The 22,237-nt window shown below is 61.9% G+C and carries 21 protein-coding genes and 1 tRNA gene; 12 read left to right on the top strand and 10 right to left on the bottom strand.

Annotated elements, in window-relative coordinates; genetic code table 11:
* Positions 1 to 119: 119 nt before the first annotated feature.
* Positions 120 to 1,136, top strand: a complete 1,017-nt coding sequence (locus HNQ36_RS10970; protein ID WP_184084779.1) for a DUF6925 family protein — start codon at positions 120 to 122, stop codon at positions 1,134 to 1,136.
* Positions 1,137 to 1,187: 51 nt separating this feature from the next.
* Here the strand turns inward: HNQ36_RS10970 and HNQ36_RS10965 are convergent, their stop codons facing one another.
* From HNQ36_RS10965 to HNQ36_RS10940, 6 genes are all read right to left on the bottom strand, one after another.
* Positions 1,188 to 1,391 carry a dodecin family protein gene (locus HNQ36_RS10965; protein ID WP_184084776.1) on the bottom strand — a complete coding sequence of 68 codons (204 nt, stop codon included), beginning with the start codon at positions 1,389 to 1,391 and terminating at the stop codon, positions 1,188 to 1,190.
* 165 nt (positions 1,392 to 1,556) lie between these two features.
* A complete protein-coding gene (locus tag HNQ36_RS10960; RefSeq protein WP_184084773.1) occupies positions 1,557 to 3,533 on the bottom strand; it encodes a hybrid sensor histidine kinase/response regulator in 1,977 nt (658 codons plus the stop codon).
* Positions 3,534 to 3,636: 103 nt separating this feature from the next.
* Positions 3,637 to 3,906 (bottom strand): pentapeptide repeat-containing protein, encoded by a 270-nt coding sequence (locus HNQ36_RS10955; RefSeq protein WP_184084770.1) that lies wholly within the window; start codon positions 3,904 to 3,906, stop codon positions 3,637 to 3,639.
* A gap of 61 nt (positions 3,907 to 3,967) precedes the next feature.
* Positions 3,968 to 4,846, bottom strand: coding sequence for a hypothetical protein (locus tag HNQ36_RS10950; RefSeq protein ID WP_184084767.1), 879 nt, complete (start codon positions 4,844 to 4,846; stop codon positions 3,968 to 3,970).
* Between the two features lie 86 nt (positions 4,847 to 4,932).
* The gene (locus HNQ36_RS10945) at positions 4,933 to 6,108 is read right to left on the bottom strand and encodes a DUF3095 domain-containing protein (RefSeq protein WP_184084764.1); all 1,176 of its coding nucleotides are present in this window, start codon (positions 6,106 to 6,108) and stop codon (positions 4,933 to 4,935) included.
* 166 nt (positions 6,109 to 6,274) lie between these two features.
* Positions 6,275 to 6,565, bottom strand: coding sequence for a DUF3551 domain-containing protein (locus tag HNQ36_RS10940; RefSeq protein ID WP_184084761.1), 291 nt, complete (start codon positions 6,563 to 6,565; stop codon positions 6,275 to 6,277).
* A 140-nt stretch (positions 6,566 to 6,705) separates the two neighbouring features.
* On the opposite strand from HNQ36_RS10940, the gene HNQ36_RS10935 reads away from it, so the two are divergent.
* From HNQ36_RS10935 to HNQ36_RS10905, 7 genes are all read left to right on the top strand, one after another.
* Positions 6,706 to 7,110 carry a YccF domain-containing protein gene (locus HNQ36_RS10935; protein WP_184084758.1) on the top strand — a complete coding sequence of 135 codons (405 nt, stop codon included), beginning with the start codon at positions 6,706 to 6,708 and terminating at the stop codon, positions 7,108 to 7,110.
* A gap of 107 nt (positions 7,111 to 7,217) precedes the next feature.
* Complete coding sequence (locus HNQ36_RS10930) at positions 7,218 to 8,132, top strand: CHAD domain-containing protein (protein WP_184084755.1); 915 nt, start codon at positions 7,218 to 7,220, stop codon at positions 8,130 to 8,132.
* Positions 8,133 to 8,308: 176 nt separating this feature from the next.
* Positions 8,309 to 9,688, top strand: coding sequence for a cytochrome P450 (locus HNQ36_RS10925; protein WP_184084753.1), 1,380 nt, complete (start codon positions 8,309 to 8,311; stop codon positions 9,686 to 9,688).
* 89 nt (positions 9,689 to 9,777) lie between these two features.
* Positions 9,778 to 11,379, top strand: coding sequence for an AMP-binding protein (locus HNQ36_RS10920; protein WP_184084750.1), 1,602 nt, complete (start codon positions 9,778 to 9,780; stop codon positions 11,377 to 11,379).
* A 37-nt stretch (positions 11,380 to 11,416) separates the two neighbouring features.
* Positions 11,417 to 12,598, top strand: a complete 1,182-nt coding sequence (locus HNQ36_RS10915; protein ID WP_184084747.1) for a saccharopine dehydrogenase family protein — start codon at positions 11,417 to 11,419, stop codon at positions 12,596 to 12,598.
* Positions 12,599 to 12,792: 194 nt separating this feature from the next.
* Positions 12,793 to 12,981, top strand: coding sequence for a hypothetical protein (locus HNQ36_RS10910; protein ID WP_184084744.1), 189 nt, complete (start codon positions 12,793 to 12,795; stop codon positions 12,979 to 12,981).
* Positions 12,982 to 13,023: 42 nt separating this feature from the next.
* On the top strand, positions 13,024 to 15,171 hold the full coding sequence (locus tag HNQ36_RS10905; RefSeq protein WP_347339957.1) for a methyl-accepting chemotaxis protein: 2,148 nt from the start codon (positions 13,024 to 13,026) through the stop codon (positions 15,169 to 15,171).
* Positions 15,172 to 15,301: 130 nt separating this feature from the next.
* On the opposite strand, the gene HNQ36_RS10900 is transcribed toward HNQ36_RS10905, so the two are convergent.
* The gene (locus tag HNQ36_RS10900; RefSeq protein ID WP_184084738.1) at positions 15,302 to 15,451 is read right to left on the bottom strand and encodes a hypothetical protein; all 150 of its coding nucleotides are present in this window, start codon (positions 15,449 to 15,451) and stop codon (positions 15,302 to 15,304) included.
* Positions 15,452 to 15,633: 182 nt separating this feature from the next.
* Between HNQ36_RS10900 and HNQ36_RS25945 the strand changes: the two genes are divergently transcribed.
* Together HNQ36_RS25945 and HNQ36_RS10890 are read left to right on the top strand one after the other, a co-directional pair.
* Positions 15,634 to 17,361 carry a sulfatase-like hydrolase/transferase gene (locus HNQ36_RS25945; protein WP_210311995.1) on the top strand — a complete coding sequence of 576 codons (1,728 nt, stop codon included), beginning with the start codon at positions 15,634 to 15,636 and terminating at the stop codon, positions 17,359 to 17,361.
* A 165-nt stretch (positions 17,362 to 17,526) separates the two neighbouring features.
* A tRNA-Arg gene (locus tag HNQ36_RS10890) sits at positions 17,527 to 17,603 on the top strand.
* 45 nt (positions 17,604 to 17,648) lie between these two features.
* Here HNQ36_RS10890 and HNQ36_RS10885 read toward each other — a convergent pair.
* From HNQ36_RS10885 to HNQ36_RS10875, 3 genes are all read right to left on the bottom strand, one after another.
* Positions 17,649 to 19,499, bottom strand: a complete 1,851-nt coding sequence (locus HNQ36_RS10885; protein WP_184084732.1) for a GGDEF domain-containing protein — start codon at positions 19,497 to 19,499, stop codon at positions 17,649 to 17,651.
* Between the two features lie 280 nt (positions 19,500 to 19,779).
* Positions 19,780 to 20,028 (bottom strand): DUF3551 domain-containing protein, encoded by a 249-nt coding sequence (locus tag HNQ36_RS10880; protein WP_184084730.1) that lies wholly within the window; start codon positions 20,026 to 20,028, stop codon positions 19,780 to 19,782.
* A 97-nt stretch (positions 20,029 to 20,125) separates the two neighbouring features.
* A complete protein-coding gene (locus HNQ36_RS10875; RefSeq protein ID WP_184084727.1) occupies positions 20,126 to 20,776 on the bottom strand; it encodes a TetR/AcrR family transcriptional regulator in 651 nt (216 codons plus the stop codon).
* 98 nt (positions 20,777 to 20,874) lie between these two features.
* Here HNQ36_RS10875 and HNQ36_RS10870 point away from each other — a divergent pair, with 98 nt between their 5' ends.
* On the top strand, positions 20,875 to 21,699 hold the full coding sequence (locus HNQ36_RS10870) for a Rossmann-fold NAD(P)-binding domain-containing protein (RefSeq protein ID WP_184084724.1): 825 nt from the start codon (positions 20,875 to 20,877) through the stop codon (positions 21,697 to 21,699).
* A gap of 1 nt (position 21,700) precedes the next feature.
* Positions 21,701 to 22,186, top strand: coding sequence for an anthrone oxygenase family protein (locus HNQ36_RS10865; RefSeq protein WP_184084722.1), 486 nt, complete (start codon positions 21,701 to 21,703; stop codon positions 22,184 to 22,186).
* The last annotated feature ends 51 nt before the right edge of the window (positions 22,187 to 22,237 follow it).

Raw genomic sequence — 22,237 nt, 5'->3', positions numbered from 1 at the left:
GCCAGACGTGGCCTGTCGAGACCTGCGGCGCAAGGCAGCCATCACCCTTGTTCTTGCTGCGCCGGATGGCATAGTAGCCAGCAGCTATCGCGAGCCGATCGGATCCGGACACCGCAAACATGGCGCAGATGGCCAGCATCGTGGACCTGTTGACGGAGCAGATCTCCAATCCAGACACCCAATGGAGTCTCGGCACCTTCGGCGGGATCGCGGAATTTTCCCGGGGCCGCGACGAACCGGTGACGTTGACGACATCGGATAGCGTTGTGTCGGCTGTGACCGCGCGGGGTGGCATTGCGATCACGGTTCGTGACGATCTTCGCCCATTCGCCTCCGAAAGCGTCACCCGAAAGGACTGGAGCCACCGCGTCGCGCTGTGTCTGCCGCAGGATACCTGCGCCATGAACCGGCGCACGGTGCTCACCGAGTTGAGCCATGACGGAGACGCGCTGCGCGAGGAAGATCGCGACGGCGTGCTGTTCGATCTCGGGCTCGATGCGCTTCAAGCCGATCTTTGCGTCCGGATCAGGAACGCCGATGTGATTGCACGTCTACAGCCCTGTCTGAACCGTCCCGTTTTCGATCCGGACAATCCGGCCATGTCGATCATTCTGGCCGCCAGTCCCCATCGCGTCTTCATCAGCCGCGCCGGTCGCGTCGAGGTTTATCAGCCGATTCCACCGCCCACCGGGAAGAGCCCGGAAGGCCCGCACACCCACGTGCTTCCGAAACTTCTCAGAAGTCGCCGCACCCATCCGGCGACGGAACCGGTCCCGGATGGCTGGATTCCGTGCGCGCATCTCTATCCGGCGCATCCGACGAAAGACACGCGCGGCATGGCGCAAACCTTCGATGGGGCGCGGCACGATGCGTTTCAAGAATTGCTCGACGTACATGGTCACGCCGAAGCCGTCGCGGCCAAGAAGAAAATCTTGGCAGCCATCGCGAATGACGTGTCGCCGGATTCGCAGCCCATCGCACAGGATCGCGTGGCTCGCGCCAATATCCGGATCGCGATCCGGCAACTTATGGCCGCGCAGCATCCGTCACGATCGCTGCCGGCCTGGCGAGCGATGTTCGATCCTATCGAAGCCACCGGTGAGGACGACGACGATACCCTGCAGATTGGCCATTGACGGATCAACGCTCCGCACATGTCTCGGAGCGGCGATCCGGCCGAGGTATCGCTAGTCCTTGAGGATGAACGTCACCTTCAGATTGACGCGGTACTCCGCGATCTTGCCGTTCCTGATGACGCATTTCTGATTGTCGACCCAGATGCCTTCGACGTTCTTCAACGTCTTGACGGCGCGCTTGACGCCGACCTGGACGGCGTCTTCAAAACTTTTTGGGGATGCGGAAATAAGCTCGGTGACGCGTGCAACTGACATGATTTTCTCCTGACATGGATCAAGACGTAAATCTTTGGCACTTGAGCAGCGTCAGCTTATGCGCATCGCCAAGGCCGTCAAGCTGGACAGGCAACGCCTACGAATGCGCAGCATCCATCTGGCGCGGCGGCGCACAATCATCGACGGGACGCAAATCGCGTTGAATCAAATCGCCTTGGATAATGGAGCTTGATTCACCATCGCCGTGGCCACGGCCTGCATCAATTCCTGCTGGCCGAATGGCTTGCTGAGCTTGGGCAGCTCGGCGTCCTCGCCCGCCGGTAGCTCGGCGTAGCCCGTCGCAAGAATGATCGGAAGGCCCGGCCGCTCGACCTTGATCGCAGCGGCGAGTTGAACGCCGGTCATTTTCGGCATCGCGTGATCGGTAATCACGAGATCGACCGCCTGCTCGCGCCGCAGGATATCGAGCGCCTGGCTGCCTGATGTCGCCTCGAGCACCTTATGCCCCATGTCCTGCAGCATCACCGTGGTATTCATCAGCACGAGACCGTCATCATCGACGGCAAGCACCACCAGCGGGCGGGTGTGCGGTGCGCCGTCGCGGATGGAACGCTCTCTCTCAGCGGCTTTGGCCGCTTTGGCGACGGGAAGCCAGATCTCCGCCGTGGTACCTTCGCCTTTTTGGCTTTTCAGAACGAAGCGGCCGCCGGACTGTTCGGTCATGCCGTGAACCATCGACAAGCCCAGTCCGGTGCCGCGGCCGACACCCTTCGTGGTGAAGAACGGCTCCATCGCGCGTCTCAGTGTCACCCGATCCATGCCCTCGCCGGTGTCCTTCACCGAAAGGCAGACATAACGCCCGGCCTTGAGTCTGCCTTGCGAGCGGCCTTTGACGGTTTCCGCGCGCGCCGCGATGACGATGCTGCCGCCACCCGGCATCGCATCGCGCGCATTCACCGCGAGATTCAGCAACGCCATTTCAAGCTGATTGGCGTCGGCGTGAACAAAATTGAGCTTGGGCGGAAAGTGCGTCTCGATCGACACCGACGGGCCGAGAGATCTCTGCAACAGATCGGTCATGCCTCCCACGAGGTCCGGCACATCGACCGGCCTGAGATCGAGATCCTGGCGGCGCGCGAAAGCCAGCATGCGCTGGGTCAGCGCGGCGCCGCGCTGTGCGGCCTGGGTCGCGTTGGAGATCAGCGTTGCGATCCGTTCGTCGTCGGGGAGCCGTCTGCCGACAAGCTCAAGACTTCCGAGAATGACCATCAGCAGATTGTTGAAATCGTGGGCGATGCCGCCGGTCAACTGTCCGATCGCATCCATCTTCTGTGAATGGGCCAGTGCCTCGCGCGCCTGGTCGAGAGCCTTCTGCGTTTCCCTGCGTTCGGTGATGTCGCGGGTGATCTTGGCGAAGCCAATGAGAGCGCCGGTGTCGTCGCGGATCGGGTCGATGATGACGCTGGCCCAGAACTGCGTGCCGTCCTTGCGCACGCGCCAGCCTTCCTTTTCGAAGCGGCCTTCACGGCGCGCAGTGTCCAGCGCGTTCTGCGGTTCACCCTTCTGCCGGTCGCTCTCCGAGTAGAACTTTGAGAAATGCTGACCGATGATCTCATCGGCGCGGTATTGCTTGATCCGTTCTGCGCCGACATTCCAGCTGTTCACGCGCCCCTGCGGGTCGAGCATATAGAGCGCGTAATCGGTCACGCCCTGCACAAGCAACCGAAACTGTTCTTCATTCTGCTTGAGACGCTGTTCCGCCGCCCTGCGCTCGGTCAGGTCGCGCGTGATCTTGGCGAAGCCGACGAGCTGCCCGTCGGGCGAGCGGATCGGGTCGATCACCACATGAGCCCAGAACCGACTGCCGTCCTTGCGGATACGCCAGCCCTCGCTCTCGAACTTGCCTTCGCGCGCCGAGGTCGCGAGCGCGCGCGCGGGAAGCCCGGACTTGCGGTCCTCCTCAACATAGAACTCGGAAAAATGACGGCCTATGATTTCAGAGGCGGTGTAGCCCTTGAAGCGTTGCGCCCCCGGATTCCAGCTCGTCACCCACCCATCAGGATCGAGCATGTAAATGGCGTAATCGGTTACCGCTTCGATCAATAATCGGTAGCGCCCGTCCTGGGTCAGGGACGCATCGAAACGGTTCGCTGTCTTTAAAGCGGTGTCCTCAGCAATCATCGGTATTTCCCATGCCAACCAGCCCAAACGCCGGCGCACCGGGAAAGTTCCACCTGATGGGGTGGCTTTAGCCTAAAGTCGAAGCGGGAGGCGCCAAGGATGGCTATTTCTGCTTCTCATAGGCCGCCAGCATGTCCTCGACCTTGATGCCGTTAATGGTCATGCCTTCGATCCGGCAATCCGTGAGACAGGCCCCGGCCATATTCGCATTGTTGATATGAAGCCCCGCGAGGTTGGCGTAGTCGATCCGCAATCCGCTGAGATTGACGTCGTGCGCGGTACAGCCCGACATGTTGACGTCGTCGAAGGTCGAGCCCGAAATGTCCGATCCCTTCACGTCAAGGCGTTGCCTCTGTCCTCCGTGAATGTCCATGTCCGTTCCTCTCAGTGAACACGTTCTGGTACAGCGCATCTGTTGCCGCTGTTCGCGAAGCTCAATTGCGCACCGCATAGAGCGGCGTCCGCAACGTGAACTGGACAAGCGGCTCCGGCATCCAGGACACCTCGACCGTCGCCCCGAACAGCCGGTTGTCATTGTCGTCCATCCGCTCAAGATCGATCCGCATGGTCGGCTGGGTAAACGCCTTTGCCCTGATCAGACCGCCGAAGATTTGGGCCCCGCCGAAGCTCTGAATGCCGAAGCGACCGGACAGCTTCCAGTTGTTCGGCCACTGATAATAGCCGCCGAGATATCCGACGAACGCCGGCTCGACTTTCGCAAGCGCCGAATCCACCCAGACGGCGGTCACTCGTGTGCCCGCGAGCAAACCCTTCGTTTGATCTTCATTGAGTCCGTAATCGAGTTCGACGACCGTCTGGTTCGATGTCGACCCCAGCCCCGGCGCGCTGTTGATCGACCGCGTCAAAGTCGAAATCACCGTCACCGTCTTACTATCCTGCTGGATGACGTCGGCGTTGAACCCGATATTCAAGCTGTCGACGATCATCGACGACCAGGGCGAGGTATCGGACCGCGACGTGATGGCGCTAATGCCGCCATATAGCGAGAACCGTTCGGTGAGATCTACCGTCAGCGGCGCGTTCAGCATCACGGCCTGCGACCCCACCGGAATCGGCGAAATGAAATTCCTGAAACCGATCGCGAGCGTATTGGGCGGCACGATCGCATAGGCCGTATTGTAATCGAGATAGATGTTCGGCTGCCTCGGGCCTGCGCTGGATGACTCATCATCGTCATCGTCGCTGCCCTGCGCCGGGCCAAGACAACCGAGGACGACAAGCAGGCCGAGCGCGACACCGCAAAGCGATGTCCTGCCACGCCGGCGCTTACCCCTGGAATCGATCCTGCCCATAATCCGCCTGCAGCGCCCGCGAAAGTCGCGCGATGGTGCAGGTTTCCGCCGCCCTTTTCAATGACCGTCGAAAGACGTCCGGCTTGTTAGTTCAGCGTCGCCTTCAACGCGGTGGCGGCGGACGCATAACCGCCGCGTGCGCCATCGACGAAATGAAAGTGATCAGGCCGGGACGCTGCCAGGGTAAAGCACGTCATCATCGCCGCATCTTGCCGATGCAGGCCGTAACGCGCCGTGCCGGCGGCGGCGGCCACCGCAAGACGGTTTTCCAGTGCGTCGGCCAGTTCGGGCTTGCAGTCCAGCACCATGCGCAGGCCGTCGTCATATTTCCGGAAGTCCGAATTCTCCACCACCTGCTGCATATAGATTTGCGGCACGAAACCGCCGACGGGAATCCCGAATCGAAACAGCACATAGGCGAACAACGTCATGGCGTGAACACTGAGGCGGCGGACGAACAGCGGCCCGCCGCGCTGCGCCAGCGCTTCATATTGCGCGCCCGGCACTGGCCAGCGCAGCGGCGGCCCGGCGACAGGCACCGGCCGTCCCGAACCCGGGCTTCGCTCGACCAGCGTCACCACATCCTCGATCAGGCGGCGGAATGCCGCGCTGTCCGTAGATGCAGGCACGATCAGCATCGACAGGATGAGACCGCGCTCCGCCGGCATCTCCGAAAAACGACACGACAATCCGGTGAGATCGGGATGCGCGCCGGACGGCGCCATCGGCACGGTGAACTCGCCGCGTTTCATCGCGGCTTCCGCCCACGCCAGCCCGCCGCCCGAAAACATCGCGTAGGACACATGCGGCGAGGCCGCATAGCGCGCCACCCGCACATCGAGACCCTGCGCGCGGATCGCCTCGATCGGCACCAGCGCCACGCGCAAGGAGAGATCGAGATCCTCCTTGACCCAGGTCGCGGTGGCCGCCAGCGCATCGCGCGCCAGCTCGGCATCCTGCGGCGACACCGCGAAGCCCGCGCCATCGCCTCCAAAGGCAAACGGAAAATCGCGATTGTCCAGCGCATTGGTCACCGACGCGATCACCGATGCGCCCGCCATGTTCACGGCCTTGTAGCGATTGTCCGCAATCGCCTTGGTCGATTGCACGATATCGGCAACGCCGATCAGCCATCCATCGGGCACCGGCTGGTACAGCGACGGGTCCATCAGATTGGCGAAGCCGCGAAACACCGGCATGGCGCTGTAGAACGCGTCCCTGCCGCTGTCGCCGCCTGCACCCTGACTGTCCGACGCGTTCATGACCAATGCCTTGCCGTTCCCTCAGCGCGCTGTGTTGCCCGGCCAGCGTTCCAAAAATACGGCCGCCCGGCAATATGGGTTCAAGGCGCGCCGCAGACAAATATCGGCGCGGAAACCCGCGCCGAAGATATATGCGACGACAAAATCGCGTGAACCGGAAACGGCCTCAGCCGTGATGCCGGTGCCGACGATGCCGCCGCGGGGCGGGCTCATAATATTCACGGGGCTGGTACCACGCATTGGCGCTGCACGAACCGCCGACGCCGCTGGTGGCCACGCGGCACTGCTCATAGGTGTAATAGACACACATACGGCCCATCCCGGTGCGGCTGTAGTTTTCCGAGCAGAATGGCGCATCGGCCCTGGCCGGTGCTGCGGAGCCGAGCGTGACGGCGAGCGCCGCAACGGCAACCGTTGCCAGAGTCGCCGTAGCTGACGCGAAATTGAGTTTCGGCATTGATGTCTCCTTGATGTCCCACTCTATATGGGCGTCGCATCCGGATTGGCTACCGTTAAACGCAGCGCGCGCCGGTTTTCACGACGGCGTTGCGAAATGGTGCTACACTGGATCAAGTGCCCTCCTTCCGATGAGTTCCGATGTCCCCCGTTTCACTTCTGCTCAACATATTGTGGGTCGTGCTCGGCGGCTTCTGGATGGCGCTCGGCTGGGTGGTCGCCGCCGTCATCATGGCCATCACCATCATCGGCGTGCCGTGGGCCAGGGCCGCGTTCAACATCGCGACCTACACGCTGTTTCCGTTCGGTCAGAAAGCCGTGTCGCGCGATGAATATCTCGGCCGCTCCGATGTCGGCACCGGAGTTCTCGGCCTGATCGGCAACATCATCTGGCTGGTGCTGGCGGGCTGGTGGCTGGCGCTCGGCCATGTGGTGACCGCCGTCATTCTCGCGGTGACGATTATCGGCATTCCCTTCGCATGGGCGCATCTCAAGCTCGCCGGTATCGCGCTGTGGCCGATCGGCAAGACCATCGTTCCAGCCTAGTTCGTTTGCCAGAAGGCGGCATCCCACTTCGCGGTACACCTGGATGGAGACTTTCCACCGGCGTTGAGAAGCCATAATCTTGCGCGAATGGCTCTGGACAGACGTCGATGATGGCCGCCCCTCAGGCTCCGCCGGTTGCGCATTCGCTGCGGCAGACCGGGGATAACATTCTGGCCACGGCCCGGGCCGCGCACGAACGACTCCAAGACCCGCTTCATGGCGGCGAACCAAGCACCGCCATTCATGATCTTCGCGTCGCGCTGAAGCGCTGGCAGGCCTTGTTGCGGCTGCTGCAAGGTCCGATCGGCGACGAGGCCATGGTTCTGCGTCACGAAGCTCGCCTCCTCGCCCGCGAGTTCGGCCGCAGCCGTGATGCACAAAGCGTTCTCGATGCGCTGGCCGACATCGCAAAACAGCGGGATGCCGGGACGCCCGCGATGTCGCAACGAACCGAAGCCACCATCACCCGGCGGCTGCAAGAGACGCGAGAGGCTTCCGAGACCGCCCAGCTCAATGCAGAGGTTCATCAACACCTGCGCGACGGCCTTGCGCGGGCGTCGACTTGCCTAGCGAGTTGGCCGCTCGAACGCATCTCCTTTGAAGACAGCGTGACCGCGCTCGCACGATCCTACCGCCGCGCCCGCCGCCGTCTTCCGCGCGAATGGGACGACACGAATCCAGAGGCCATTCACGATTTCCGCAAGGCCATCGTTGCATTTCGCTACCAACTGGACCTCATTGCACCGCTGTGGCCGAAGGTGTGGCGCGCCTTCATCGATGAGGTACAGAAACTGCGCATGCAACTCGGCAAGAGCAACGATCTCGTCGCCCTCAGCCTGTTGACGCAACCGAACCAGCCGCTGGCTCACTGGCGCTCGCGCCTGACACCGCCGATCGAAAGCCGGCGCCGGTTTCACCTCGAACGCGCGCGGCTGTTGTCCGGCCGGGTGTTTGCAGAATCGCCGCGATCATTCCGGAAACGCATCGAGGCGCTGGCGAAAGCGGCAGCGGATTCCGGGTAACCCGGTTCCGTGACACCGCGTCGTGGACGCATCACAAGCGATCAACTGCACCGCACCATCACAACTATCCGAACCAGCCGTGATCGGAGTTGTCGGCCATCGCCAACTCGGCGATAATTCTGATCGGATACCGCCCGCTCACCGATGTCCTCCGACACCTTTTCCGGGGAATAGTAATGTCGACGCAGAGCCTGACATCACCCGTCGCGGTCAAGCCGCCCCTCATGGTGGACCGCGCCAAGCTTGCTCACATTCCCGGCGACGAAGGCTGGCCATTCATTGGGCGAACGCTCAGCGTTCTTGCCGACCCAAGAGGCGAAGTCGATGCGATGGCGCGCAAGTATGGGCTGATCTACCGCTCGCGCGTGCTCGGCGAGACCAGCGTCTCGCTGCTCGGTCCCGAAGCCAACGAATTCATGCTGCTCGACCAGACCAAGCTGTTCTCGTCGACCAACGGATGGGAGACAATTCTTGGGCGACTGTTTCCGCGTGGACTGATGCTGCTGGATTTCGAGGAACATCGCCAGCATCGCCGCGCGATGTCGGTCGCGTTCAAGTCGGGACCGATGAAGAATTATCTCGCGCAGCTCGATACGGGTATCGCGGCGCGCGTGGATCAATGGCGCGAGGCACCCGGCCCGATGCTGTTCTACCCGGCGATGAAACAGCTCACGCTCGATCTCGCCGCGACGTCGTTCCTCGGCACCGAGATCGGTCCTGACGTCGACGAGGTCACACGCGCCTTCGTCGACATGATCGCCGCCTCCGTCGCCGTCATCCGCCAGCCCTGGCCCGGCACCCAGATGGCGCGCGGCGTCAGGGGGCGCCAGCGTATCGTCGCCTATTTCTCGCAACAGATTCCCCTGCGGCGAGAGAACGGCGGTGACGATCTGTTCTCGCAACTGTGCCACGCGACTCATGAAGACGGCGCGCTGCTCACGACGCAGGATATCGTCGACCACATGAGTTTTCTGATCATGGCGGCGCACGACACGCTCACATCATCGCTGACGTCGTTCGTGGCGCTGCTGGCCGCGCATCCGGAGTGGCAGACCAGATTGCGCGACGAAGTCTCGGCGCTCGGGATCGAACCCGGGGCGCCGCTGCCATTCGAGAAGCTCGACGCCATGCCGCTCACCGAAATGGCGTTCAAGGAAGCGATGCGGATGAAACCGCCGGTGCCGTCGATCCCGCGCCGCGCGACGCGTGACTTCAGTTTCAAGGGCTTTGACATTCCAGCCGGCACACTGGTCAGCATGAATCCGCTGTTTACCCACCACATGAGCGAACACTGGCCCGATCCCGAGGCGTTCGATCCGCTGCGCTTTACCGACGAGGCGCAACGCGCGCGACACCGCTTTGCTTTCGTTCCGTTCAGCGGCGGCGCGCATATGTGCATTGGAGTGCACTTCGCCTATATGCAGGCCAAGTGCTTCGCATTTCATTTCCTGCAAAATCTCAACGTCACCATGGCGCCGGGCTATGTCCCCGCATGGCAGATGTGGCCGATCCCCAAACCCAAGGACGGATTGCGCGTGATTTTGACGGCCGCATGAAGCGCCGGCGCCCGTCCAACGTTGACTCCGCGCCTCCCGTCAGACAAGCAATTGGCAATCCGCAACGGACAAGCGGGACGGGAGAAAACATGCCAAAGATCGATCTAGTATCGGGACAATTCTTGCCGGGTCATGTCGGCCCCTTCGCCGGACTGGATGTGCCGTGGCTGCTGCGGCTGCGCGCCGAGACACGGCGGGACCATCCGTTTCTGATCTGGGCGCCGTTCGATGCGCCGTCGCGTCCCTGGACCTATGGCGAATTCCACGACCGTGTCGGTGCGCTGGCCGCGGGCCTCGCAAAACGCGGGATCAAGCCCGGCGATTGCGTGCTGATCCATCTCGACAATTGCATCGAGATGCTGCTGACGTGGTTTGCCTGCGTCGAACTCGGCGCCATTGCAGTGACGACCAACACCCGCTCGGCGCCCGCCGAGATGGAATACTTTGCCGATCACTGCGGCGCGGTCGCCGCGATCACGCAACCGGCCTATGCCGACCTGATTGCAACAAACTGCCGCAACCTGCACTGGCTCGCGGTCATTTCTCACGACGCAGGCGCACCGCCCGCGCAGGGCTACAAGCCGCCGAAGTCTGAATCATTCGAGGCGTTGTTTGCCAACAGCGCCGACCGTCCGCGCCGTCCCGCCGATCCTTACGCGTCATGCAGCGTGCAATATACGTCCGGCACTACGTCGCGGCCGAAGGCGGTGCTATGGACACATGCCAACGCGCTCTGGGGCGCGAAGATCAACGCCGTGCATCAGGATCTCCGGCCCGACGATACTCACCTTATCTACCTGCCGCTGTTCCATACCAACGCGCTGGCCTACTCCATGCTATCGACGCTGTGGGTCGGCGGCACCGCCGTGATCCAGCCGCGCTTCTCGGGCAGCCGTTTCTGGAGCACGGCGCTGGAGCACCGCTGCACCTGGACGTCGCTGGTGCCGTTCTGCGTCAAGGCGCTGATGGAGCGTGAGGTCCCGAAGGCGCATCACTTCCGGCTGTGGGGCAGCGCGATCTGCGAGCCGCCGACCGACGCCATCTTCGGTGTAAAGACCATCGGCTGGTGGGGCATGACGGAAACCATCACCCACGGCATTGTCGGCGAGCCCCATCAGCCCAACATTCCGCTCGCCATCGGCCGCGCCGCGCCGGAATACGAGATCCGCGTGGTCGATGAGAACGGCGCAGCGACGCAGGTTGGCGACACCGGCGATCTTCTGATCCGCGGTATTCCCGGCCTGTCGCTGTTCAAGGAGTATCTGCACAACGAGCAGGCCACCCGCGACAGCTTCGACGAGCATGGCTATTTCATCACCGGCGACCGCGCAAAATTGCTGGAGAACGGCTTCCTGCGGTTCGGCGATCGCGCCAAGGACATGCTGAAGGTCGGCGGCGAGAATGTCGCCGCCTCGGAGATCGAGCAGATCGTCATCACGGTGGCCGGCGTGCGCGAGGCGGCGGTGGTCGCGAAGAAGCATCCGATGCTGGACGAAGTGCCGGTGGTGTTCGTCATTCCAACGAGCGGCCTCCACGGCGCGCCGTCCACGCTCCAGCAAGATATTCTGAGCGCCTGCAAGAACGCGCTGGCCGATTTCAAGGTGCCGCGCGAGGTCCATCTGGTCGAGGAGATGCCGCGTTCGACGCTGGAGAAAGTGGCGAAAGCGGAATTGCGTAAATTGCTGGCATAAGCGGGCCGTGCCCGACGGACGAGAAGAGGATACCGCGATGACCCAACCGAAATTCGATGTCGTTGTTTATGGCGCAAGCGGCTTCACCGGCAGGCTCGTGGCCGAATATCTCGCCGCGCACTATGGCCCCGGCAGCAATCTCAAATGGGCGATGGCCGGCCGCAGCCGCGACAAGCTTGCAGCCGTCCGCGACGAGATCCGTGCACCGAAAGATACACCGCTGATCGAAGCCGATGCCAGCGACCCCGCCTCGCTCAAGGCGCTTGTCGGTCAGACCAAGGCGGTTTTGACCACGGTCGGTCCCTATCAGCTTTACGGGTCTGAACTGGTCGCGGCCTGCGCCGCGTCAGGCACCGACTATCTCGATCTGTGCGGCGAGCCCGCATGGATGCGCCAGATGATCGACGCCCATCATGCCACCGCACAATCCACCGGCGCCCGCATCCTGTTTTCCTGCGGGTTCGATTCGATCCCGTTCGAACTCGGGGTGTTCTTCCTGCAGAATGCCGCGAAGAAGCAATTCGGCGCGACCGTGCACCGCGTGAAGGGCCGCGTGCGCAAGATGAAAGGCACGTTCTCCGGCGGCACCGCCGCGAGCCTGAAAGCGACCTACGCCGCGGCCGCAAAAGATCTCAGCATCGTCCCGCTGCTCAAGAATCCATTCGCGCTGACGCCGGGCTTCGAAGGCCCGAAACAGCCGCCCGGCAACAAGCCGCTCCACGACGACGATCTCGGTATGTGGGTCGCACCGTTCGTGATGGCGACGATCAACACCCGCAACGTGCATCGCTCGAATCTGCTGATGGGATTCCCTTACGGCAGGGAGTTCATCTACGACGAAATGATGCTGGCCGGTCCCGGCGAGAAGGGCGAAGCCACCGCCAAGGCCATCGTCGCTGCCAATGCCGCGATGGGCGGACCCGGCGGACCGAAGCCCGGCGAAGGTCCCTCGAAGGAAGAGCGCGAGACGGGTCTCTACGACATCCTGTTCGTCGGCGTGTCGCTGGACGGCCGGCAGATCCATGCCTCGGTCAAGGGCGATCGCGATCCGGGTTACGGCTCGACATCAAAGATGATTGCGGAGTGCGCTGTCTGCCTCGTGCGCGATGCACCGGACGTTGCCGGCGGCATCTGGACTCCGGGCGCGGCATTGGGCGATCGCCTGATCAAGCGTCTCATCGATCATGCCGGGCTGCAGTTCGCCGTCGAGACCGCCTGACGAACAGAGCGCCTCCGTAAAACTCCTTAGCTGCGCGTGAGTTTTCCAGTCACGCGCAGCCTTTGCTTGCCGCCAGCGGAATGCTGCGCGTCATCCGAACCATCCGAGCGTGTGACTTTTTGTCTTCAGCGCGCTCAACGTATCGGAGCGCAACCAATTCTTAGGTCTTGAATCATAAAAATCGAATCAAGAATGTGGCCAAGACCCTGCAGGCATTTTGCCTTGTCGTCGAAGCAGGGCAGATCGATGAGACGCCGGGAATTGAGTCTTCAGCAACGTATCTTGCGATCCTCGCTGATTCCCACACGGCCTGTGACGGCCGCAAGGACGCATCCAGCCCACCTCGCAGCCATTTTGTTGTGCGCATCGCTTGTCGCGCATGAGCGGCATGCTTTCGTCTCTTACATGATCCGGAGTTTCCCATTGTGAAAATGAATCTGCCCGTCGTTGATGTCGAATATCCGCTTGGCGATGAGACGATGATCGTCTCCAAGACCGACACCAAGGGAAAGCTGACCTACGTCAACGACCAGTTCATTGACGTCAGCGGTTTCAGCGAAGCAGAGCTGCTCAATCAGCCCCACAACATTGTTCGCCACCCGGACATGCCGGTCGAGGCTTTCGGTGATCTGTGGGCGACGCTAAAGAGCGGCAAGCCATGGACCGGCGCGGTGAAGAACCGGCGCAAGAACGGCGAATACTATTGGGTGCTGGCGAGCGCCTCTCCGATCTGGGAGAACGGCGCGGTGACCGGCTACATGTCGGTGCGCACCAGGCTGCAGCCCGACCAGCGGCGCGAAGCCGAAGCCGTCTACGCCCAGTTCCGCGCGAAGAAGGCCGACGACTACCGACTGGACGCCGGCATTCTGCGCAAGCGCTCGCTCGCCGACCATTTCTCATTGTTTACCGGCTCGCTGCGGGCACGGCTGGTCACCCTCGTCGCGACGTTGACGATGTTCATGCTGGCAATCGGCCTCGTTGGCCTCGTCACCGCGCAGCAGGCCAACACCCATCTGAAGCAGGTCTACAACGACCGGACCGTGCCGCTCGCCCATCTATTCGCGATCAACGACCGGATGCAGACCAATATTCTTTCCCTTTACGGCGCGGCCACCAATGGGCTCGCAAAAAAGACGGTCGGAGGAGTGGAGACGACCGTCAGCAACAACATCGCCCAGATCGGCAAGAGCTGGGAGAAGTTCATGGCGAGCTCCCACACCGCCGAAGAGCAGGCCATTGCCAACAGCTACAGCCAGAAGCGGCGAAGCTATGTCGAGGACGGCCTGAAGCCCGGCCTCGCCCTGCTCACGGCCGGCAAGTTCAGCGAACTGTCACAACACCTCACGGAGAAAGTGAACCCGCTGTTTGAGGCGGCCAAGCTGGACGCCGAAAAGCTCGTCGCGCTGCAGATCGATGTCGCAAAGAGCCAGTATGAAGACGCCCAGAGCAGCTTCACGACCTCGATCATGGTCGCATCCGGGGCGTTGATTGCGGCGCTCGTTCTCGGCATCCTGCTCGGCCTGATGACGATCCGCGCGATCGGCCGCCCGACGAGCCGGCTGATCGAGCTGATGACCCGAATCGCCCAAGGGCATTTCAACAACCGGGTCTTCATCGAACGCGACGACGAGATCGGCGTTGCCCTGCGCAACCTTCAGGCGATGCAGGCCAAACTCGGTTTCGACCGGGAGATGCAAAAGCAGGATGAGAAGAACCGCCTGATCCGCACCCACCGGATCGAGGAACTGGTATCGGCATTCGAAACAGACGTCTCCAGCATGCTCGGCTCGGTCTCATCGCAGGCCGCCGAACTGCAGGCGACGGCGGCATCGATGTCGTCCATTTCGGAAGAAACGTCGCAGCAGTCCACCACCGTCGCCGCGGCGTCGGAACAGGCCACGGCGAATGTTCAATCCGTGGCGGCCTCTACCGAGGAAATGGCTGCCTCGGTCAACGACATCGCCCGGCAACTGCACGAGTCCAGCACGGTCGCCGCGGAAGCGGTCCGGCAAGCCGAAGTGACGAACACGAGGATCATGGCACTGTCTCAGGCCGCCGACAGCATCGGCGACGTCGTCCAGCTCATCAACACCATCGCCGGGCAAACCAACCTCCTTGCACTCAACGCCACGATCGAGGCCGCACGCGCCGGTGAATCCGGCAAGGGCTTTGCCGTCGTTGCGCAGGAAGTGAAAATGCTCGCCGCGCAGACTGCGAAAGCGACCGGCGAGATCAGCGGGCAGATCAGCGGCATGCAGACCGCGACGCAGGAGTCGGTCACCGCGGTCAAAGGCATCAGCGAAACCATCGACCGCATCTCGTCGATTGCAGCCGCCATCGCAGCCGCGGTCGAACAGCAGGGCGCCGCGACCAACGAGATCGCCAACAACGTGCAGCAGGCGGCGCGCGGAACGGCGCAAGTCTCCAGCAACATCGCCAGCGTCAGCGCCGCTGCGCAGGAGACCGGCGCGGCCTCGACGCAGATGCTGGCCTCGGCTGACGAACTCAGCCGGCGCGGCGAGGAGTTGAAGAAGCAGGTCGACAACTTCCTCGATCAGGTGCGCGCGGCGTAAGCCGTCGCACGCCGGCCCTCTCCTTTGGAGCCTGTAAAATCCGTGCGGGCCGTTGCCCGCACGGGGCCAATCAAGGAGCCTCCCGGCAACACCGTTTTCCCGCATGCGCTGTTAATCTTTGTCGCCGACCTCAAGGAGTTATCGAGAGCGCCGAGCCGCCGCTGACCGCTTCCGTGTTCTGTGAATTCATGCGCACCACGACGATGGCACCCTTCTTCGTGTCGAGGTGCTTTGTTACCGATGACGCTTGATCGTGGGACCTGTCTACGCGCGACGACATGGGTATTTAATTACCTGCCGCCGCGATGAATGCCGGTCTCGCTGCATTCAATTATTTAAAGCTTTAACCCTAGAAGTATCTCCAGCTTGAACTGCGCGAATTCGCGATCCAGACATCTGCGACGCACGAGCAGATCAGTTTGTTTGACGCTCTGCCAACCCTGAGAACAGAGAGCAGCGCCTATGCGTTTGGATCGCGCGAGCCACACGTCGGGAGTCGCGAAAGCGATCATCGCACTCAAGCTCTGCAGCGTCCTCGCGTTTGTCGCTGTGACCAATCCAAATGCCTTGACGTGGCCCAGCCAGTACATCGAGCAGGGGCGATGGCTCACGCTTGTCGTCTATCTCGGACTCTGGGCCTGCGCCCTCACCGCCATCCTGATTGCTGCTTTCCAGGTTAATCCCTGGGTCAGATCGTTTTGGGCGGCGGTCATCGCTCTTTCGAGCGCCGCAGGTTTTGCCTTCTATCTTGTTTCCGGCGTGGAAATATCGATGTTCGATATCGCATCGCTATGGGCTGCGCGTCATGAAGTCGGCCGTGCCCTCGAGTTCTACGGCTCGGCTATGGCCTGGAGCGCCCTCGTTTTCCTCTTCGGATTTATCGTCATTGCGGCGCCATCGGTTAGTCCCGGCGCTCACCTGCGACGGCTGTGGCGATATCTTGCGTGGGCGCCGGCGTTTCCGATCGTTCTTTTCGCCGCGGTCATTTATGCAAAGGACGGCGGCGGACATTATGGCATGTCGATGCAATTCGCCCCGCTGTCCGTCGCAGCCATATCTGGTGCGAGGCTCGCAACCAAAGCGATGCCTACCCGCGAGCGGGTGACGTGGAGCGCCGACGGCCGAAAAATCCGGCACGTGGTTTTGCTGGTCGATGAAAGCGTTCGCGGCGACTACATCGATTGGCGCCCCGGAAATCCTTACACCCCGGACATCGCCAGCTTGAAAGATCGTATCGTCAATTTTGGACATGCGGTTTCTGGAGGGAATTGCAGCTCCTATTCCAATGCAATGCTGCGGTTTGGAGCGACACGCCGCGACCTTATGAATTCGGTCGCGCGCAACCCGACGATCTGGGACTATGCAAAGACCGCCGGCTTTCGGACCGTCATGATCGATTCTCAGGCGGCCTTCCTGCGAGGACCGGCCAAACTCCAGAACTTCATGACGCCCGAAGAGAAGAGAGAGATCGACTCATTCAACGCCATCGAAGAGACCATAGCGCCGCCCGACCTTGACGACAGGCTTGTCGACATCCTCGCGGAGAAGCTGAAATCCGAACAGCCGACGTTTGTCTATGCCATCAAGAACGGCGCGCATTTCCCCTACGACCGCGGATATCCGTCGACACAACGAATTTTCCAGCCGACGATGAGCGAGAGTGCACGCGACAATGATCCGGCCTTGATCAACTCGTATCGAAACGCCGTGCGATGGTCGGTGGATCGCGTTCTAAAGCGTCTCGCCAACAGCGTCCCGCTTGATAACACACTGATCATCTATACCTCTGACCACGGGCAAAGTCTGTCCAGCACGGCATTGTCGCATTGCTCCGTTAAGAACGCCGACCCGCGCGAAGCTCTGGTCCCTCTTTTTGCAATGACCGACGAGCCTCGGCTGCGCGAAAGGCTTTCGGCCGGCGCCAGGACGAATTGGGGCTATGCCAGTCACTTTTCCATTGCACCGACGCTTCTCGACGTTTTCGGTTTCAAACCACAGGACATCGCATCGAAATACGGACCGTCATTGTTTGAGAAGCCGGATCCAGAGACCGAGTTCACATCGGGCGATATCTTCGGATTGATCTCCGAGACAATTCATTGGAATAAAATCGATCTCTCCAAGAGCTATCTGGAACAGGCCCCCGCAACGACAGTTTCGGATAGTTCTGCATTGCCACAGAACCGGTAACGGCGGCGATCGCAAATAGACCCAGCGGCGCCACAACTCACCACACGAGCCAGCCCCACCCGATTCAAACGTGTGACTACCGCCTGAAACAGGGCAACGCGGGCCCCAAAATCGGGCTTTCAGGCCGTTGCCCGCGCGGGGCCAATCGGCTAAATGGACATCACTGCACCCGTAGCTCAGCTGGATAGAGCGTTGCCCTCCGAAGGCAAAGGTCACACGTTCGAATCGTGTCGGGTGCGCCACTTCAATGACGACCAGCACTCTCTTCGAAGACCGCCTCGGACCCGCTAGCGCGCGGCGGCGGGTTTCCTCGTCGGCGCATCCGCATCACGACCTTTCGGAAGATCGGGCACCAGCGTCGGATGCAGCTGCTGCGAATGACGCACGCAGTTGCGGCCGTCGGATTTGGCGCGGTACAGCGCTGCGTCGGCGGCCTCGACCAGCTGCCGCCAGGCCAGTTGCCCGAGATTGCCCCTGGCAACGCCGAAACTCGCCGTCACAGTCAGTGTCGTGCCATCCGATAGAACGAATTCATGCGCTTCCAGCGCGGCGCGGATTCTCTTCGCCAGTGCATTTGCACCAGCAAGATCGTCACCCGACATCAGGATCACGAACTCCTCCCCGCCGAAGCGGGCAAAGATATCGCCCGGTCTCAGCATCGGACGCACCATACGCACGCATTCTTTCAGAACGTGATCGCCTTCGAGATGCCCGTAGCGGTCGTTGATCGCCTTGAAATGATCGATGTCCATCAGGATGAGACAGGCAGCATCCTCCCCGGCCCGGTTGCCGGCGTGACGCTCACCAATCATATCGAGGGCGCCGCGATTCATCAGCCCGGTGAGCCCGTCGGTCTCCGCCTGCTGCTTCAGCTCCTTCGTCAGCGACGCACGCTCGGCCAGGCTGCGGCGAAGAATGACGATGGCATCGAACAGGCGGCGCATCTCGGTGGCGTGATGCGGCTCGGGATAGGGCACAGTGGGACGATCCTCAGCCAGCACGATCACGGCTTCCCGCGCCCTCATCAACGGTCCGAACACAAACCGCTGGGCCGCGACCAGCAGACCGACCAGAATTCCGAGAATGATCGTGGTAATGGTGACCGTAACCGCAAGGGTCACCAGCGCTCCGTTGCGAAGCACGGTGAAACGCTCGATGGTGATATCGAGAAAATCTCCGCGCAGGCGTTCCAGCGGCTTCAGGGTCTTGACGAAGCGGACGGTGAACTCGTCGGCCGTCATCGAGTAATTGCCCGACTTGCGGCCTTCCGCCACCAGCCCGTCGAGAATGCCGAGGCCTTCGCCAAAGAACATCGTTTCGACATCGTGAAGATCGGCCGACAGCCGCCGATCGTCGTGGCCGACCACCTGCCGGCCTCCGGCCAGGTGCCACAACTGGAGAATGCGGCCACGGGTCCGGTTGCTGTCGACGAGATTTTTCAGTGGCAGCGGCTGACTGACGGCGATCGGCGCCATGATCTGCGACGCGATCCGGCCGCCATACTCGCGCAGTTCTCCGAACATCCGCCCGGTCATCACCGGCGCTGCGAGCTCGGGATTTTGCGTCGTCAACGCACTCGCCTTCCAGGCCACCACGGACTGGAAGATATCGACCACGTCGAACATGCTTTCGATCACAGACTGTACGTCGTCTAAACGCCGCAGATCGCGCGGAATGGCCGCGACCCGGTCCACTTCCTGCCGGCCCTTTTGAAGCTGTGCCCTGGTCGGCGCGAGCAGGTCCCGGGGAACGCCCGCGCTCGCCGATAGCTGATCGAGAATGGCGTCGGATTTCGCGCGGAACGCCGTCAGACGTTCGCGCAGCGCGCCGTGCGTCACGCCGACGTCGCCGAGCACGCTGTTGGACGGCCCACGTTCAGCCGACAGAAGATTGGCGGTCTCGAGGATCAGCCGGTAGCTTTCCAGCCCACTGAGATTCTGGCGCGCGCGGCGGTAATCGTCGAGTGCACTGCCGATCACGCTGGTGGCGAGAATTCCGGTGCAGACGAGTGCGATTCCGGTCCCGATCAACAACTTGCGGCGAAGGCTGTGATCGTCGCCGCACGGCATGTTGCGCAAGAGCCTAAATTTGAGCCGTTGCAGGAATGCCCCGAAATATCCGGCGGACCTTGAGGTCATGATTCTACTGGTCCTTATTGGCGCGTTCTGCGTCCGCGGCCATAGGCACATGCAGGACTTTCATTTGAGTAAAACCACACGGTTAAGATCGTGTCAGAAACCGGTCGCAGTCGCGCAGCGCGCGCAGACACGGCTAAATGCCGGATAACCGGCGCATCTTGATCTCTGCGGCGCGTGTGTTAGCTGAAAATTCAGCTTAACGCGCCGCGTCGTGCATGGCAGGACGGCGGGCTATCATGCAAGCGCGCAGCTCGCGCCGCGAAACGGTACTTCCGCTGCTTCAGTTGCGAGGAGCGCGCCGCGGCGGAATGTCCCGGCTGGACGGTTGAAGCCAGAAATTCTGCTGGCAATAACTTGCGGTGCCGGAGACCGCAGCCAAACACTGCTCGTAAGTATCGTATCGGCAATCGCCCGGACCGGCCTCGCCCTTCCGGCAGAACGGATAGTCGCGCGACAGGGACGGACTGGCACCAAGCGCCGAGAAGACGGCGATTCCGATCGCACCCAGCATGATTTTCTGCTTGTTCATCGCGCGTCATCTCCGGTCAGGCAATACCTGGCCAAGCGTTCCTCCGGCGCATGCGACCCGTCAACCAACGAATCTGTGACCGGAGTTCAGCGGGGTATCAGGCCAGCGCGGCCGTGTCCTCCGGCAGCATCCGCTTGAACAGGGCGATCATGCGCTCTGCTTCTTTCGGCTTAAGCGTAATGGCGTGCCGGACTGCCGCCGCAATCAGCGTCATCGTCAATCGCGCGACCGCCGCCAATGCCGCGGGATCCCGGCGCGGCGCAATGCGCCTGAGCGCATCGAGCAGAAGGCCGGCGAGAAATTCACCGTCGGCCTCATCCAGTTGCTGGAGCGCACGGTCGGCCTGGGTCGCCTGCCAGATGTCGCGCATCACCGGCTCATCCACGAACATCCGATAATATCCGTCGACGATCCGCCACAACGCCGGGCGCAGGTCCGCCCTGTTTTCGACCGCCGCCAGTTCCTGCTGCACGCAGACGCGCCCGACCGCGTTGTAACGTTCCGCCAGCGTGCCGATAATCGCGGTCTTGTCGGGAAAATACTGATAGAGCGAGCCGAACGGAACGCCGCTGCGCTCGACCACGTCGCTCATGCGAAAGGCTTCACTGCCATTCTCGGCGATCATCGCGGCGGCGCATTCCAAAATCTTCTCGTAGCGCTCGCGGCTGCGCTTTTGCGTCGGCACCAGACGCGCCATCCCCGCCGGCTCGGCTTCCATGCTCGCCGGTTTCAGTTTCTTCGTCGCCATCGCATCCACCAAAAATCGCTTGACGATCCTAATACGAGAGTTTATCGCTTTTTGCAAATACGAGATATACTCGTATTTATCGAACGGAGGATGCTCTCATGTCTCAACGCGCCCCCATCCTGATCATCGGCGGCGGCGGCAAGACCGGCGGCCGCGTCAATACCCTCTTGAAAGCGCGAGGTTTTTCGACCCGACCGGTCTCACGCAGCACCACCCCTGCGTTCGACTGGACCCGCCCGGACGGCTGGGCAAGAGCACTCGACGGCGTGTCCGCCGCCTATGTCACCTACCAGCCCGATCTCGCGGTCGAGGGCGCCACCGAGGCCATTGCCGAACTGTGTCGCTTGGCCCGCGCCAAGGGATTGCAGCGGATCGTGCTGCTGTCGGGGCGCGGCGAGCCTGGCGCGCAGCGCGCCGAAGCCGTGCTGCAAGCCTCCGGCGTTGAGTGGACCATCGTGCGCGCAAGCTGGTTCGATCAGAATTTCAGCGAAGGCTATCTCATCGAGGGCGTGCTGGCCGGTGAGGTCGCGCTCCCGGCCGGACCTGTACGCGAGCCGTTCATCGACATCGACGATATCGCGGATGTCGTGACCGTCGCCTTAAGCGAAGACGGCCATGCCAACCGCCTCTACGAGGTGACCGGCCCGCGGCTGCTGACATTCGCCGACGCCGTCGCGGAGATCGCGCAGGTCACCCGCCGTTCGATCCGCTATCGCCAGATCACGCCGGACGAATTCACCGCCGGGATGCGCGGCGCCGCGCCGGATGACGTGATCGATCTGTTGCACGAGCTCTTCAACGTGGTTCTCGACGGCCGCAACTCAAGTGTAACGTATGGCGTCCAGGAAGCACTGGGCCGCCCCGCGCGCGATTTCTCCGACTATGTCCGCAAGACCGCGGCAACCGGCGTATGGAGTGTCTGACATGGCCCAGTTTGTGATCAACGCGCTGCTGTGGTTCTGCGCCATCGGTTGCGGGATGATGGCGGGACTGTACTTCGCGTTCTCGACCTTCATCATGACCGCGCTTGGCCGGATCCCGCAGGCTCACGGCATCTCGGCGATGCAATCGATCAATGTCGTGATCCAGAAATCGCTGTTCATGCCGCTGTTCTTCGGAACGACGCTTGCGGCATTGCTGCTTGCTGGCCTGGCGCTGTTTCGCCTTAACGAAACCGCCGGCATCGCGATGCTGGCCGCAGGCATCCTCTACGTCGTCGGCATGTTCGTCTCGACCATCGTGTTCAATGTGCCGCTCAACAATGCGCTCGACGCCGTCGATCCATCCAGCGCCGATGCCGCCGCGGTATGGACACGCTACCTGAAGGACTGGACCTTCTGGAACCATCTGCGGACGGTTGCCTCTGCTGTCGCCAGCGCATTGTTCGTGGTCGCCATTGTCGCACGATGAAGACGTTGACCGCGACCGGCGGAACCCTTGTATGATGACAGCTTGAATCCT

It is taken from the genome of Afipia massiliensis (genome assembly GCF_014203115.1).
In the GTDB taxonomy this organism is placed as follows: domain Bacteria; phylum Pseudomonadota; class Alphaproteobacteria; order Rhizobiales; family Xanthobacteraceae; genus Afipia; species Afipia massiliensis.
The sequence above is the reverse complement of the archived record's forward strand: the minus strand, read 5'-3'. Positions and strand labels throughout refer to the sequence as shown.